Origin of the sequence: Chryseobacterium aahli, assembly GCF_022699665.1 — a bacterium.
In the GTDB taxonomy this organism is placed as follows: domain Bacteria; phylum Bacteroidota; class Bacteroidia; order Flavobacteriales; family Weeksellaceae; genus Chryseobacterium; species Chryseobacterium aahli.
This window is the reverse complement of the sequence record NZ_JALDNB010000001.1, coordinates 479,720-494,195: the sequence shown is the minus strand read 5'-3', so window position 1 is coordinate 494,195 and position 14,476 is coordinate 479,720. Positions and strand designations below refer to the sequence as shown.

At 33.3% G+C, this 14,476-nt stretch carries 16 protein-coding genes; all 16 read right to left on the bottom strand.

The genetic code is table 11. The features are described from left to right. Positions 1 to 7: 7 nt before the first annotated feature. On the bottom strand, positions 8 to 607 hold the full coding sequence (locus MQX03_RS02155; protein WP_129536899.1) for a bifunctional nuclease family protein: 600 nt from the start codon (positions 605 to 607) through the stop codon (positions 8 to 10). Positions 608 to 793: 186 nt separating this feature from the next. Then, positions 794 to 1,741 (bottom strand): electron transfer flavoprotein subunit alpha/FixB family protein, encoded by a 948-nt coding sequence (locus MQX03_RS02150; protein ID WP_242801095.1) that lies wholly within the window; start codon positions 1,739 to 1,741, stop codon positions 794 to 796. A 41-nt stretch (positions 1,742 to 1,782) separates the two neighbouring features. After that, the gene (locus tag MQX03_RS02145; protein ID WP_242801094.1) at positions 1,783 to 2,529 is read right to left on the bottom strand and encodes an electron transfer flavoprotein subunit beta/FixA family protein; all 747 of its coding nucleotides are present in this window, start codon (positions 2,527 to 2,529) and stop codon (positions 1,783 to 1,785) included. A gap of 139 nt (positions 2,530 to 2,668) precedes the next feature. Then, a complete protein-coding gene (locus MQX03_RS02140) occupies positions 2,669 to 3,376 on the bottom strand; it encodes an SDR family oxidoreductase (RefSeq protein ID WP_242801092.1) in 708 nt (235 codons plus the stop codon). A gap of 79 nt (positions 3,377 to 3,455) precedes the next feature. Next, positions 3,456 to 4,415: a T9SS type A sorting domain-containing protein gene (locus tag MQX03_RS02135; RefSeq protein ID WP_242801090.1), complete on the bottom strand. Its 960-nt coding sequence runs from the start codon at positions 4,413 to 4,415 to the stop codon at positions 3,456 to 3,458. Between the two features lie 138 nt (positions 4,416 to 4,553). Then, on the bottom strand, positions 4,554 to 6,236 hold the full coding sequence (locus tag MQX03_RS02130) for a T9SS type A sorting domain-containing protein (RefSeq protein WP_242801088.1): 1,683 nt from the start codon (positions 6,234 to 6,236) through the stop codon (positions 4,554 to 4,556). A gap of 25 nt (positions 6,237 to 6,261) precedes the next feature. After that, positions 6,262 to 7,023, bottom strand: coding sequence for a hypothetical protein (locus tag MQX03_RS02125; RefSeq protein ID WP_242801086.1), 762 nt, complete (start codon positions 7,021 to 7,023; stop codon positions 6,262 to 6,264). A gap of 123 nt (positions 7,024 to 7,146) precedes the next feature. After that, positions 7,147 to 8,142, bottom strand: a complete 996-nt coding sequence (locus MQX03_RS02120) for a T9SS type A sorting domain-containing protein (RefSeq protein WP_242801084.1) — start codon at positions 8,140 to 8,142, stop codon at positions 7,147 to 7,149. A 137-nt stretch (positions 8,143 to 8,279) separates the two neighbouring features. Then, the gene (locus MQX03_RS02115) at positions 8,280 to 9,659 is read right to left on the bottom strand and encodes a dipeptidase (protein ID WP_242801082.1); all 1,380 of its coding nucleotides are present in this window, start codon (positions 9,657 to 9,659) and stop codon (positions 8,280 to 8,282) included. Positions 9,660 to 9,793: 134 nt separating this feature from the next. Then, on the bottom strand, positions 9,794 to 10,051 hold the full coding sequence (locus tag MQX03_RS02110; protein ID WP_242801080.1) for a hypothetical protein: 258 nt from the start codon (positions 10,049 to 10,051) through the stop codon (positions 9,794 to 9,796). Between the two features lie 130 nt (positions 10,052 to 10,181). After that, positions 10,182 to 11,330: a class I SAM-dependent methyltransferase gene (locus tag MQX03_RS02105; protein ID WP_242801078.1), complete on the bottom strand. Its 1,149-nt coding sequence runs from the start codon at positions 11,328 to 11,330 to the stop codon at positions 10,182 to 10,184. A gap of 4 nt (positions 11,331 to 11,334) precedes the next feature. Further along, positions 11,335 to 11,775: a DinB family protein gene (locus MQX03_RS02100; protein ID WP_242801077.1), complete on the bottom strand. Its 441-nt coding sequence runs from the start codon at positions 11,773 to 11,775 to the stop codon at positions 11,335 to 11,337. Then, positions 11,775 to 12,938, bottom strand: coding sequence for a methylmalonyl-CoA mutase family protein (locus MQX03_RS02095; protein WP_242801075.1), 1,164 nt, complete (start codon positions 12,936 to 12,938; stop codon positions 11,775 to 11,777). The genes MQX03_RS02100 and MQX03_RS02095 overlap by 1 nt, the downstream gene beginning before the upstream one ends. 99 nt (positions 12,939 to 13,037) lie before the next feature. Further along, entirely contained in the window at positions 13,038 to 13,394 is a 357-nt protein-coding gene (locus MQX03_RS02090; protein WP_129536890.1) for an FtsB family cell division protein, read from the bottom strand. Between the two features lie 4 nt (positions 13,395 to 13,398). Next, the gene (gene udk, locus MQX03_RS02085) at positions 13,399 to 14,013 is read right to left on the bottom strand and encodes a uridine kinase (protein ID WP_129536889.1); all 615 of its coding nucleotides are present in this window, start codon (positions 14,011 to 14,013) and stop codon (positions 13,399 to 13,401) included. 155 nt (positions 14,014 to 14,168) lie between these two features. Beyond that, on the bottom strand, positions 14,169 to 14,474 hold the full coding sequence (locus tag MQX03_RS02080) for an ATP-dependent Clp protease adaptor ClpS (protein ID WP_129536888.1): 306 nt from the start codon (positions 14,472 to 14,474) through the stop codon (positions 14,169 to 14,171). Positions 14,475 to 14,476: the final 2 nt, after the last annotated feature.

Genomic DNA, 14,476 nt, shown 5'->3' with positions numbered 1-14,476 from the left:
TAATATCTTAATCAATTTTCTTTTTTCGTCTCTTGATTTCTTCCTGAATTTCAAGAGCAGTATCAAAATCTTCTTCTTTTACAGCGTCATCCAATAACTTCTGTAACTCCTCCATTGAGACATTTTTTAACGTGTCTTCATCTTGCATGGTTTCAGAAAAAACATCATCTTCTTTTGCCGTATCTTCCAATTCAAGCAAAATTCCGGCTTCATTTAATACCTGTTGAGTGGTATAAATTGGTGCATCAAATCTTACTGCCATAGCAACAGCATCCGAAGTTCTTGCATCCAAAATCAATTCTTCCTCAGTTGCAGAATTTTTAAAATTGATATTTGAAAAGAATACGCCGTCAACAATCTGATAGATGATGACAGATACCAATTCAAACTTTGCTGAAACGATAAATTTTGTAAATAAATCGTGGGTAAGCGGACGCGGCGGATGAATGTCTTTTTCTAAGCCTAATGATATGGATTGCGCTTCGAAATTCCCGATAACAACGGGCAATTTGACGTTTGTTTCTTCATGTTCCAATAACAAAGCGTACGCCCCCGATTGGGTCTGGCTGTACGATATTCCGCGAATGATTAGCTGTTTATAATCCATGACTACAAATATAAATTAATTTTTTATTGTAGGTTTTACTTTTTAGACAAAAATAAAAGCCCGGAAGCCGAGCTTTTATTGTATTTGTTTAAATTTTAATGAGTGAATTGTGAATTTAATTTTAAAAATCAATTTTGCTGTGCAAGCGAACAAGCGACGCAAATTTATCATTCACAATTGACCTTTTTATCCTTTGATTGCTTTAATTTTCTCTGTCAATGCAGGAATGATCTGGAAGGCATCTCCTACCACACCGTAATCAGCTGATTTGAAGAACGGAGCTTCCGCATCATTATTGATCACAACGATAGTTTTAGAAGAGTTTACACCAGCCAAATGCTGAATAGCTCCAGAAATACCAATTGCTATGTAAAGGTTTGGTGAAATAGCTTTACCAGTTTGACCAACGTGCTCTGTGTGAGGTCTCCAACCAATATCTGAAACCGGTTTTGAACAAGCTGTAGCAGCGCCCAAAACGTTTGCCAATTCTTCTACCATTCCCCAATTTTCAGGACCTTTCATTCCTCTACCAGCAGAAACTACTACTTCAGCTTCTTTAAGGTCTAATTTCCCTGAACTTTGTTCGTGAGAAATTACTTTCGTATCCTCATTAGCTACTGAAAGATTTTTCACTTCTTCGGAACCAGAAACTGCATTTTCTTTAACACCGAAAGCATTTTGAGAAACCGTAAGAATCACTCCTGCTCCTTCAGCTTTTGCATGCATAAAACCTTTTCCTGAGAATGCTTTTCTTTTCACCTGAAATGGAGACTGGCTTTCCGGTGCTTCCAAAACGTTTGTAATTAAAGAAAAATTCTTCATTATAGCCAACATTGGCGCTACTGAAGAAGCATCTGTAGTGTGAGGAAAAACAAGAATATTTCCGTCTGCAACTTCACTTACTGCCTGAGCATAAGCTTTTGCCGAGAAATTTTTAAGACCTTCATCTTTGATATTTATTACGTTTGTTGCTCCATATTTATACAATAAATCTGAAGAATCTGTTGGGTTTACAGAGATTGCCGTAACGGTTTCTCCCGCCTGATCTGCAACTGCTTTAGCATAAGAAACTGCTTCAAAAGCTGCTTTTTTGTAAACTCCGTTTATATTTTCTGCGTATACGAATACTGCCATTTTTCTTGAATTTAAGATTAAAAAATTTAATAATTAAAAGATTAGATAACTTTAGCTTCTTCGTGAAGTAATCTTACCAATTCATCTAAATTATCAGGAGAAACGATTTTCACTGCTGCTCTTGGCGGAACTGAGTCATAAGAAACTCCCTGAACTTTCACTTCTGAAGAAGTAGGTTCAACAACCTGCAAAGGTTTCGTTCTTGCAGACATAATCCCTCTCATATTTGGAATAATCAAATCTTTTTCGTCAACCAATCCTTTTTGTCCAGCGATTACAGCAGGTAATTTAACTGAAATCGTTTCTTTACCACCTTCAATTTCTCTTACAGCTGTCGCTTCGCTTCCATTTACATCTAAACCAACTGAAGCGTTTACGAAAGGCTGATTCAACAACTGAGCAACCATTCCGGGTACAGAACCACCGTTGTAATCAATTGATTCTTTACCACAAAGAACTAAGTCATAACCTCCATTTTGAGCTACAGAAGCAATCTCTTTTGCTGTAGAATAGCTGTCTTTAGGATCAAGATTTACTCTTACTGCATCATTTGCACCAATTGCCAGAGCTTTTCTAATTACTGGCTCAGTAGAAGCATCCCCCACATTCATCACAGTTACAGTTGCACCCTGAGATTCCTGTAACTTGATTGCTTTTGTTAAAGCAAATTCATCAAGCGGATTGATTACCCACTGAATTCCGTTTTTGTCAAATGCAGATTTGTCTGCCGTAAAGTTAATTTTAGAAGTAGTATCAGGAACACTACTAATACAAACTAATATTTTCATAAGTATACTATATTTTTCTTTTGCTTCGCCAATAAAATCAGAGAATCAATTTTGTTTGTTAAGTGTTGTAAATATAAATAAAAAATATATTATGCATGCATAATACTTATTTAATTATTATTCAGCGCATTATAAGTTTTTAACTCTTTGGTTTTGATGCCCTAAACTCTATCTTGCTCGGCAAAACTCTCGGATTCATTTTTAAAATATCAAGCACCAAATTCCCCATGTCTTCTGGTTGAATTTTCCATTCATCTTTCTCAGAAGGAACATTTCCATTAAAATTTGTAGCAACAGAACCTGGCATGATTACGGTAGATTTAATATTATATTTTCTTAAATCAATCATTGCAGCCTGCGTAAAGCCGACAACACCGAATTTTGAAGCATTGTAACCTGTCCCGTTTTCAAAGAAATTGGCTCCGGCAAGGCTTGAAATAGTAATATAATAACCTTCTGTTTTTTTCAATTCTTCAACGGATGCTTTTAATGTATGAAAAACTCCGGTCAGGTTGGTTTCTATCATCGAATTCCATTCTTCAGAAGTCAATTCGTCAACTGGCTTGAAAATTCCTAATCCAGCATTGGCTATTATAAAATCTAATCGTCCGAACTTTTCGATAATACTTTGAACTGCTTTTTCTTCACTTTCTAAACTACGCACATCGGAAACCAATCCTAAAACATTTTGCGAAAACTTTTTTAATTCATTTTCTGCCTTTTCTACATCTTCTTGATTTCTTCCTGAAAATGCAACTGCAATTCCGTTTTTTAATAAAACTTCAGCAATTCCAAAACCTATGCCTTTGGTTCCGCCTGTGATGTATGCTACTTTATTTTCAATCATAATTTCTTAAAATTTATTTCTCTAAAATAACAAAAACGCCCCGATTGGAGCGTTTTAATGTACTAATATTTATCAGTATTTATTTTTTGATGAATTTTTTAATTAGCAAACCGTTTTCTGTTTTTAATCCTAACATATAAACTCCGCTTTGCAGTTCTCTTACATCTACTTTTCCTTCTGAATATTTTGCATCTCTTCTAGAACCAGTCATATCGTAAATGTAAACATTTAATATTTTCGTTTTAGATTTGACATTGATAAAATCGACTGCAGGAGTTGGAAATAGTGTTACACCATTTTCTTTTAAAACAGCTTCATCAGTAGCTAAAAGCAAACTTTCTGTTGCTACTGCTCTTGCCACCATGTTATCATATAAATGAGTAGAAGCAGTTGCATTTGTAGTTGTCCAATCATACGCCGCATAATCAATTTCTGCTGGTTCTGTTGTTGTACCTGTGATAACCTTTGTGAAACCTGGCCCTTTGAATGTAATTGTTGCGTTTGCTGAATTATATGCGAAACCTAATCTCACCCATGTATTTGCTGGTAAAGTTACAACTGCTGGAGTTGTTCCGGTTCCAACATTCGTATATACATCTGTTCCACCAGGATTAGTAAAGTATCCTCGTACTTCTTTTGTAGATTGATTTACAGATAAGCCAACAAAAACTTTTTCTGCAGCATCTATCACTTCTATACCACCACCATTCTGACTTGTAGTTGTACCACCTGTAAAATAGTCATATTCTACTTGAAACACATTATTACCTGCAGTTCTAGCTGTCCAAGCTGACGCCAAACCATCCTTCCACATATAACGGGATGTTGATGAACCCGGAAGTGAAATCTGCAATGCTTTTCCAGTTCCAGAAGTTACAATAGAGTAATCTGCATTAACTCCATTAAGCTTAGCAAAAACAGGTGAAGATTGACCTACCGCCGTAGCAGTATTTAGTGCGTCGAAGTTTTCTTGCTGAAGTATTTGAGCATTTCCGTAGATTGAGCTTACCAGCATTAAAGAAAGTAATGTTTTATTCATAACTATTTTTTTAATTTTGCTTAAAGTTAACATTTTTCCCTTAAAGCAATAAGAAAAATAACACATTGTTGAATTATTTTATATAATAAACAAAAAACGCTCCGAATGGAGCGTTTTAATTTACTTTATTTTAGGCGATTATTTTTTGATGAATTTCTCTGTAGAAATACCATCTTTAGTTTCAACACTAATTAAATAAATTCCTGCAGGAAGAACTCTTACATCTATTTTATTATCTTCTAATTTTACATTTACTTTTCTACCTGTAGCATCTACAAGAGAAACTTTATTGATTTTAGAATCTGTTTTAATGTTTAAGACCTCTGAACTTGGGTTAGGATATATCTTTACACTACTTTTTATCTTTTTGTCTAAATCTATAGATAATGAAATTTTGGGGAATATTCTATTCTTTCCAGTGGATGACTCTTCCGTAATTTCACATCCTTCAATGAATGCTAAATATGTAGAACCATTCATAATATTGGTATTTGGCAAAAGCGTAATACTATTTCCTGCTTTCATCGTTATATTTTTAGGTGAGCTTATAGTATAGTTATTTGTTGTAACTATACTATTATTAGCTTGGTATGTATAGTTATTATGTAATTCAGGTGAATCTAAAACTATGTCAGGAGTGCAATTATTTATAATCTCATATATTGGTTTTTCTATAAGTTGCGGTAAACCTGCGCCTGCAATCATATTCACACCTGAATTATGTACTCCCAGGAAAATATTATTTATATCTAAACTTATACCCGAACCATACACATTTGGATTTAAAATTTTACTCAAATATTGGCTATTGATGATACTGACATATATATCACCATATTTATTCCTTTGAATAGTTCCACACAAAAAATCAAGGCTTGCAATCTGCATATAATTTATGTTTGATGGTGTTGCAGACAATAAATCTACAGCATACAAATTTTCACGACCCAAATATAATATTGATGCATCTGCATTAAATTCAGGAGAGTATGAAGAAATACTGTTTATCTGTAATACAAAATCGCTGGTTATTTTTCCTGTATTATAATTAAAAGAATATACCTTATTCATGTAATCAGGTGATCCGCTCCATGCACTTATACATAAATAATGTGAGAAATTATTATTAGAACTTAATTTGGGTGAAGCTTTTACTCCATATACTTGACTATTGAGTGAAAAAGGGAAATTCAAAGCAGATACAACAGGATTCCCATTACTAAAACCTTGATTACTGATATTGTATGAATATAAGCTTTGGTCATTTGGAATTAATAACCACATAGAACCATTAGAACCGGGAACAACTGTTATGGCTTCAGACAAAAAACCATTTCCATTATTATCTGTTACCAAAATATTTTTTTGAGTATCTAATACTCTTCCTAAAGGAATCCCGAAACTATCTAATCCTCCCAAAGACATATCAACAATAGAGTATTTAATATAATTTCCGAAACTATATTCACCTCCAATAAAAATGTAATATTGATTTGAATTAGATAAGCTTTTAACAATAACTAACTGTTGGGTTGATTGATGACCTGACAAACCAGATCCATTGTCCATTATTTGATTATTTCTGTTCCAAACATTAGCTCCATCAGTGTAAAACAACAGCTTACCACTACTATCACTTACAGTACCACACGTTTCTACAAAATACTGTCCTGTTACCATTTGACTGGTATTAATTACAACTGGTGCAGAAGTAGAAAAATTAACTGCCGCTAGCTTCCCAAAATACCAATTATCATTCTCGCCCTGCGAATATCCCAAAGAATATAAACACAGAAGCATTATCAAAAAAAACTTTTTCATAAATAAGTTATTACATGATTAATAATTATTTATTCACTTTTTTCTCCAACGTCTCAATACGCTTACTCTGTTCTTCTATATTCTTCTGTTGCTGCAAAGTATATAAAGTAAGTTCTTCTATTTTCTTTAATAAAAGAATATTCATTGCTTTAAGCTCTATGCCATTGGCAATAGCTTCTTCTGTCGTAGGAACTTCAGGTAAGTGACCATTTTTATTAATGTAAGATTCTAAATCTCTCAAAGGCGTCAGCTTATAATCTTTAGCAAAAACATAATCTGCCCAACCGTTGCTGGCTGCAATTTCTACTTTTACTTTTTCAGTTTTTATGCCGTTTCTTACGAAGAGGCGATAGTCTGTGCAATTTGCACAATCTACGTTATAAGTTCCAATTCCTATTTTGGTATAGTTTGAGATAAAAAATGTAGGAGCCATATTATTAAAATATCCATCAAAAGTGTATGCTAATGTACTTGGAAAAATGTGTAAACCTTCAGAAAATCTGGTAAGATAAAAGTCAGTCTTATTTTTTCCAGAATTTCCCAATACAACACTGTTATCTAGATTAGGTTGAACACTTACATTATGAACTGACGGTAAAATACCTGCTGTTAGAAATCTACTCCCTCCTAACACATTAAGCTTTTGATTATATAATGTTTGGATACCAATACTCACATTTCCATTTCTGAAAATATGATCTGTAGAATTTGTAGCACCATCCCACTGCTGAGAAGATAAAGAATTTGAAAATAAGGCACCCATCGCCAACAAAGCAATTTTTTTCATAGTTATTAATTTTAATGATTAAGCTATAAAAATAGTTAACTTTTTGAGATATGAAAAATAAAATTATTTAACAAAAAAACACCCCATTTGGAGTGTTTCATATCAATAAAATAAATTGTTGTTTTATTTTTTGATGAACTTCTCTGTAGAAATACCATCTTTAGTTTCAATATTGATTAAGTAATTTCCTACAGGAAGTTCTCTTACATCAACTTGATTACCTTCTAATTTTACATTTACTTTTCTACCAGTCATATCTACAACAGAAACTGCGTTGATTTTTGAATCTGATTTGATATTTAAGATGTCTGAAGTTGGGTTAGGATAAAGTGAAATGACACTTTTTTTATTGACAGGAACAGTATTTACATCATTAATGGATAATGTTGTAGTATTTCCAAATTGTGCCAAAATATTATCAATACCAACGGTATTATTTACTGTATTTCCAGTTGCAGTAAGATTTTGAAGATATACGTCTTTAGCAACCATACCAGTAATTTGATCTGGATCGGTAGTAACAGAACTTCCTCCTCCTGGCCATGACCAGCTCATAGCACCAGTAGTCTTATTATAACTGTAACTAACAGTAACCCAAGTGTTCACAGGGAAAACTGGTGCAGTAGCATCTGCCACAGCAAGATATAGTGTTGGAACACCGGCATTATTAAAAGTTCCTAATCCATTTAACTTTTTAGTAGCAACATTATATGTAAACCCTCCAATAGCTACGGTTGTAGTACCAGTAGTACCCACAACAACAAACCTGTATTCTCCTGCTCCCGTGGAAGATCCTGTGTAAATGTCAGCAGTTGCGTGCACAATATTATTTGCAGCTGTTGCTACAACAGTTGTAACTCTAGCAGCAGTTCTATTATTAGGATTTGAAGTTGCAACGTATCCATTTCCACTTGTAGTGGTTAAAGACAAACCATGTGCAGTATCTATTGCAGCAACTTGATAATCTGTTGCAGTACCACCGGATATCAACCAACTATTTTGTCCTGCAAGATTTCCTGCTGTCAATGAATTAAAATTTTCATTCACTATTACTTGAACCTGCCCAAACATCAAAATTGTTGCAGAAGTCAACAATAGAGAAGATAAAACTTTTTTCATAAAAATTAATTTTAATTATAATATCGTAAATATAATAAAGTTTAGCATATCATTAAAACAAAAATATGTTAAAATTTAAAAAAATCCTCAAGAAAAAACTCTTAGGATTTGATATTCGCAAATTAATTCACTTTTGATTACTTCGAATAATTCTCAAAAAACAAAGGTATACTCTCAATTCCTTTATAGAAATTAAACAAACCGTAATGCTCATTAGGAGAGTGTATAGCATCAGAATCAAGGCCAAAGCCCATCAAAACTGATTTTGCTCCTAAAACTTGCTCAAATAACGATGTAATAGGAATACTTCCACCACTTCTGTATGGTAGCACCTCTTTTCCAAAAGCTGTTTCCATTGCATTTTTAGCAGCTAAGAACTCTTTTGTATCACTTGGTAAGACGTAAGGCATTCCACCATGATGCGGTGTTACTTTTACTCTTACATTATCCGGAGCAATTTTTTCAAAATATTTGGTAAACTTTTCTGTAATTTCTTCCGGAGTCTGATAAGGAACCAGACGCATAGAGATTTTCGCAGAAGCTTTAGAAGGAATCACCGTTTTTGCACCTTCACCTGTATAACCGCCCCAAATTCCGTTGCAGTCTAATGTCGGACGAATGGAAGTTCTTTCTAAAGTCGTGTAACCAGCTTCACCTTCCACTCCATTTAAACCAATTGATTTTTTAAACTCTTCAGGATTATCTTTCAGCTTGTTCATATCTGCTCGGTCGGCATCAGAAACATCTTCAACATTGTCGTAAAAACCATCAATGGTGATTTGTCCGTCTTCGTCAATCAATTTTGCAATCATTCTAGAAAGCACATGAATAGGATTCGGAACCGCTCCACCATAAAGACCTGAGTGTAGATCTCTGTTTGGACCTTCTACTTCCACTTCTACATAACTCAAACCTCTTAACCCTGTAGTTACAGTCGGTTGTTCGTTGCTGTAAATATGGGTGTCAGAAATCAAAATACAATCACAAGACAATTTTTCTTTAAATTCATTCACAAAATCACCTAAACTTACAGATCCCACTTCTTCTTCTCCTTCAAAAATAAACTTAATGTTACAAGGAAGTGTATTGGTCTTCATCATTGCTTCAAACGCTTTGATCTGCATAAAAAACTGTCCTTTATCATCTGCAGAACCTCTTGCGAAGATGGCTCCGTCCGGATGTAGTTCGGTTTTTTCAATATAAGGTTCGAAAGGTGGTTTTCTCCACAACTCTAAAGGATCTGGCGGCTGTACGTCATAATGACCATATACTAAAATAGTTGGTAAATTTTTATCAATCAATTTTTGTCCGAAAACAATGGGATACCCTTTGGTCTGGCAAACTTCTACGTCGTCTGCGCCAGCGTTTTTCAAATGTTCTGCTACTTTATCAGCACATAATAAAACTTCATTTTTATAAGCCGGATCAGCAGAAATTGAAGCGATTCTCAATAATTCAAACAATTCATCTACGAAACGAAGTTTGTTTTCGTTGATGTAATTTAATGTCTCTTGCATTGTCAATTTAATTTGGATAAATTTAAAAAAATTGGACTGCCTAAACAAACAAAAAGAGGGTTTTATCTTTCGGGACAGTTTTAAAGCAAACAATCCCGCACAAGTGCAGGATTGATGTATATTTTTGAAAACAATTAGTGTCCTGCTTTTGCAGAGTCTGCATGTTTTGCTGTTGCGCTGTCTTTTTTAGGAGCTTCAGTTTCGTGAGCACCATGAGCAGGAGTTTCATGAGCAGGTTCAGCGCTGTGACCGTCATGACCACCTTGGTGATCGTCAGAATATCTTTCAACACCTTCTTCCAATTTCAAAGTATTCTTGTTTCCGCCAGCCTGAATTTTCTTACAGCTTACTGCTACTGTTGCGATAGCCAAACATATAATTAATTTTTTCATATGATTTATTTATTTTCTTTAAAAGGTCATCTGCAATAGCTCAATCTTCCTGAGTAACAAGCACTGCGATTTTGTACCAAAATTTTTGATTGCCCAAAAGTAAGAAATATTGCATTTTTCGGCAACATTTTCAGACTGATTTTAATATTAATTTTCCTTTTTTGGATTGTGTAAAAATAAGATAGTCATTTCCGCCATCTTTCAAACCATATTTTTTCTTAATTTCTTCTGGTTTCAGCGGATAATTTTTAGAAATAATATTAAACTGACCTTTCTTTTTAATATGCTTTCCGTCAACCACTTCCATTTCAAATATTCTTCCTGAGAAATTATCTATTTTAATATTTGAAGTATAAATATGCGTATTTTGATGAAGTTTTTTAAGCTGAAATTTTTCTGAAATCAGATTGAAAATTCCGGCTTTTAATAAGGTATTATTTGGAATATAAATAAATTTCTCAGGCTCAGCATATTCTGCGAGAGCATTTTCTTCATCCCCAAGCTGAAATTGAAAGTCAGATTCACTACTTTCAAGATTAATGCAATAACATTGAATAGATTCTGAATGTTCATTAGATAAGAAAACTACTATTTCTTTCACATCATTTTTCACTGCAATAATATCGATTCTCGAAATATTTTTTAAAACAGAAACAAGATACTTTAAATCAATTAAAGGCGACAGCTTAATAACAATCTGTTTAGAAATAGTCAGCAGTTTTTCCTGAATTTCAAGAATATTAGGCGACAAATCTTCTAACAAGAAAACTTTGTTTTTCTGCTGATCTCTTCTGGCTGGATCGAGATAAATTACATCAAAACTTTCTGTATTTTGAATTAGAAAATCTTCCAATTTTTGATTGATAAATTTGGCTTTTTTTCCTAAAGCGTTCCAATTATGTTCTACAATTTCTAAAAGCTCAGGATTTTGTTCGACTAAAGTAATTTTCTCGAAATTTTCTGAAAGATAATAAGCATCGATCCCAAAACCGCTTGTAAGATCAATGAATTTCTTCCCTTTTAGAAGTTGCGCTTTATAAACTGCTGTTTTATCTGATGAAGATTGCTCTAAGCTGAGCTGTGCCGGGAAAATAATTCCTTCTCTTAATAGAAACGGAAATTTTTTCTGAGCAACCTGTTTTCCTTTGATCTGCTGAACAATGTCCTGCATAGAAACATCAGGAAACGGAGATTTTCTTAATAATAAAGAATGCAGATCTGAATTTAGATTTGCTTCAATATAGTTTTGTACATCTTTATAGAGAATAGGAATTTCCAAAGAATTATCTTTTGTAAAAAATATAATCAGTTAAAATAGGTTCGATTCCATTCCGCTTTAGAAGAGAATTGATTTGCCCGCGGTGATATGTTGAATGGTTGATTGCCTGAAAAAGTATTTCGAAAATAGAATTTTCAAACTTTGATCCTTTTGAATTTTGATATTCAATTCTTTGGTCAAAATCTGAGTTTTCAATAATTTGAATACTTGTTTTAAAGTTTTGATTGTTTATTTCTTCTAATTTTTCAAACGAATTAATTTGCCAGACTTCAAAAGATTTTTCATTTAAAATTCTAGAATTCCAGACTTGTTGAGCGTTTAAAGTATGATTGATTAAACTGATTATTTTCTCGTCTACTTTAGAAATATTTTCTGAAATAATTCTGATCATTTCGTTGTTGAAATGATAGGTGTATTCAAATAGATCAATCAATTTTTCCTTCATTACTCAAACATTTCAGCCCAACGAACCGCTTTAATTTCTTTTTCGCTATAAAGCTCTTGAACAGATTTTTTCTTATCCAATTTTGGATATAAATTCACTCCAATCAGTTTTATTTTTCCTTCCTCAACCCATTTTTGCTCTTCAACAGCCTGATCGTAGATTTTTTTCTGAAGAATTCCTTGTTTTAAAGATTCCAAATAACCACCGTTTTCTTCAATTTCTAAAAAGAACTGCCATGATTTCTCAGCAATTTGTTGCGTAATATCTTCAATATAATAACTTCCGTTTGAGGCATCTTCAAAAACGTTAATGATGCTTTCATAAGCCAAGACAATCTGTTGCTTAAAAGAGATTTCCTCTGAATTTTCAGTATTATTTCCGATCTGATAATTTGTACTGAAAACTGCATCTGCTCCGCCAATCATTGCCGAAGCCAATTCTAAAGTTGAACGAATCAAGTTATTTTCGCTGTCAGAAACTGACTTATTTCTCAAAGAAGTTTCTGCAAAAATGTATGGAATATCGTCTAAACCATATTCTTTTGAAAGTTGATTAAAAACCAATTTAAAAGCACGGATTTTAGCCATTTCAAAGAAATAATTTCCTCCAACCGCTAATCTAAAAAGTATTTTATTTAAAATTTCTTCTCCATAAACTTCCCCAAGTTCTTTTGTTTTTGCCAAAGCAATCCCCAACTGCTGAACAATAGACGCACCCGCATTTTGGTGAAGCGAAATATCTACACAAATATTTCTTCTGAAACTTTTTGCCAATAATTCTTTGACTAATTGGTCATCAATCACTGTATTAGTTTCATCAAAAACATCAATCAAAGAAAAATATTGATCTTCATCTGCCGGACTGATGTGCTCTGCCAAATCTTTATTGTTGATGAAAATGGTTTTCTCAGCCAGATTTTCCACATTTTCATTCAGTAAAAAAGCAAAAACATCTTCTTCCAAAGTTTCGTGATACGTTGCTACCAAATGGGTACTTTCTTCAACTTTCGGAAGATTGACCAAAAGTTTTTCAACAGAATCATAGAAAGGTTTAACATCAATTCCTTCTAAATTTTCTTTTTTCAGAATGGTGTAAATATCTTCGGTTTTAAGCTGTTTTTTAACAAGATTTTCCCAGTTGGAAAAGGTTTCTGTATTTGACATAGATGATGAGTAATAAGTAATGGGTAATGAATAATTGCGATTTGCAGACTTATTTTAAAACTACTGAAAAGCTATCGATTATTCACAATTCACTTTAAATTATTTCTTAGCGATATTTGTGCTGTCTACCACCAGGATGAATATTTCTTCATTTGGTTTTTTCATGAAGTAATTTTCTCTGGCGTATTTTTCTTTCTCAGATTTATTATTCATCAGTTTTTTGTAGAATTTATCATTCTTATCGTATTCTGTTTTATAATAATCGAGCTGCTCTTCGTATTTATTGATTTCTCCGTTCAACTCATTGATTACCAAAAATGAAGTTTTGTCGAAGAATACCATCCAGACCAAAAAAAGACTTATCGCAATGACATATTTATTCAAAACATAATGCTGAAGAAATTTCAGGGTCTCCGATTTGGGTTGGATTTCTTTAATTAATTCTTTTTCAGCCATTTTTTTAGTGTTTTCTTAGTGAGTTTTTAATAACAGTCGTTAAAAAATCTATCGCCACAGAATTTTGCTTCATGTTTGGAATAATCAAATCAGCATCGTTTTTTGATGGTTCAATAAATTCCTGATGCATCGGCTTCAAAGTCGTCTGATAACGGTGCAAAACCTCGTTCAGATCTCTTCCTCTCTCCTGTGTATCTCTCCTGATCCTTCTGATCAGTCTTTCGTCTGAATCTGCGTGTACAAAGACTTTTAAATCAAATTCTTTCAGCAATTCTTTGTTGGTCAAAACTAAAATTCCTTCTACGACCAATACATTTTTCGGTTCAACGGTAACATGATCGCCCGTTCTTGAATGCGTAACAAAACTGTAAACGGGTTGCTCAATCGCCTCGTTATTTTTTAATGCTTTTACGTGTTTCAGCATTAGTTCAAAATCAATTGACTTGGGATGATCGTAGTTCAACGCTTCTCTTTCTGTCAGTGTAAGATTGTGATTATCATGATAATAATTGTCCTGAGACAATATATTCATTCCCTCAATATCAAGCTGCTGAATAATTTTATCAACAACCGTAGTTTTGCCGGATCCTGTTCCTCCCGCAATTCCTATTACAAGCATTTTTAATATAGTTTGTACAAATATACTATTTAAGATGGAAGTTTGAAGTCAGAAGCCTGATGTTTTTTTTAATTGAAATAAATTTTATTCAATATGATTTTTTGTTTAAACTCTCTACCAAAAACAACAAACTCCGACGATTGCCGGAGTTTGTATTATACGATTTCGCTTGTTAAGCTTCTTGAAATTAATTTTTCGTGCATGGGTTTCAAAACATCCATAGAGCCTGTTTTTACGGTGCATTTGCCTTTGTAATGTACGAGCATTGTACATTGTTCGGCTTGTATGAGATCATGCTTGCAAATTTCTATTAATGCTTCAATCACATCATCAAAAGTATGAATGTCATCGTTATGCAAAATTAATTTGTACACTTCATCGGTTTCATCCAAAACCAGCACTTCTTCTTCGTACTGACGTTTTGGATTTTCGTAATCTTTTATGCTATTATAAAAAATCATGG

What these genes read in the sequence shown, in the direction of transcription:
- MQX03_RS02155 (WP_129536899.1), bottom strand. Translation starts at nt 607, where the DNA reads ATGGATTATAAACAGCTAATCATTCGCGGAATATCGTACAGCCAGACC.
- MQX03_RS02150 (WP_242801095.1), bottom strand. Translation starts at nt 1,741, where the DNA reads ATGGCAGTATTCGTATACGCAGAAAATATAAACGGAGTTTACAAAAAA.
- MQX03_RS02145 (WP_242801094.1), bottom strand. Translation starts at nt 2,529, where the DNA reads ATGAAAATATTAGTTTGTATTAGTAGTGTTCCTGATACTACTTCTAAA.
- MQX03_RS02140 (WP_242801092.1), bottom strand. Translation starts at nt 3,376, where the DNA reads ATGATTGAAAATAAAGTAGCATACATCACAGGCGGAACCAAAGGCATA.
- MQX03_RS02135 (WP_242801090.1), bottom strand. Translation starts at nt 4,415, where the DNA reads ATGAATAAAACATTACTTTCTTTAATGCTGGTAAGCTCAATCTACGGA.
- MQX03_RS02130 (WP_242801088.1), bottom strand. Translation starts at nt 6,236, where the DNA reads ATGAAAAAGTTTTTTTTGATAATGCTTCTGTGTTTATATTCTTTGGGA.
- MQX03_RS02125 (WP_242801086.1), bottom strand. Translation starts at nt 7,023, where the DNA reads ATGAAAAAAATTGCTTTGTTGGCGATGGGTGCCTTATTTTCAAATTCT.
- MQX03_RS02120 (WP_242801084.1), bottom strand. Translation starts at nt 8,142, where the DNA reads ATGAAAAAAGTTTTATCTTCTCTATTGTTGACTTCTGCAACAATTTTG.
- MQX03_RS02115 (WP_242801082.1), bottom strand. Translation starts at nt 9,659, where the DNA reads ATGCAAGAGACATTAAATTACATCAACGAAAACAAACTTCGTTTCGTA.
- MQX03_RS02110 (WP_242801080.1), bottom strand. Translation starts at nt 10,051, where the DNA reads ATGAAAAAATTAATTATATGTTTGGCTATCGCAACAGTAGCAGTAAGC.
- MQX03_RS02100 (WP_242801077.1), bottom strand. Translation starts at nt 11,775, where the DNA reads ATGAAGGAAAAATTGATTGATCTATTTGAATACACCTATCATTTCAAC.
- MQX03_RS02095 (WP_242801075.1), bottom strand. Translation starts at nt 12,938, where the DNA reads ATGTCAAATACAGAAACCTTTTCCAACTGGGAAAATCTTGTTAAAAAA.
- MQX03_RS02090 (WP_129536890.1), bottom strand. Translation starts at nt 13,394, where the DNA reads ATGGCTGAAAAAGAATTAATTAAAGAAATCCAACCCAAATCGGAGACC.
- udk (WP_129536889.1), bottom strand. Translation starts at nt 14,013, where the DNA reads ATGCTTGTAATAGGAATTGCGGGAGGAACAGGATCCGGCAAAACTACG.
- MQX03_RS02080 (WP_129536888.1), bottom strand. Translation starts at nt 14,474, where the DNA reads ATGATTTTTTATAATAGCATAAAAGATTACGAAAATCCAAAACGTCAG.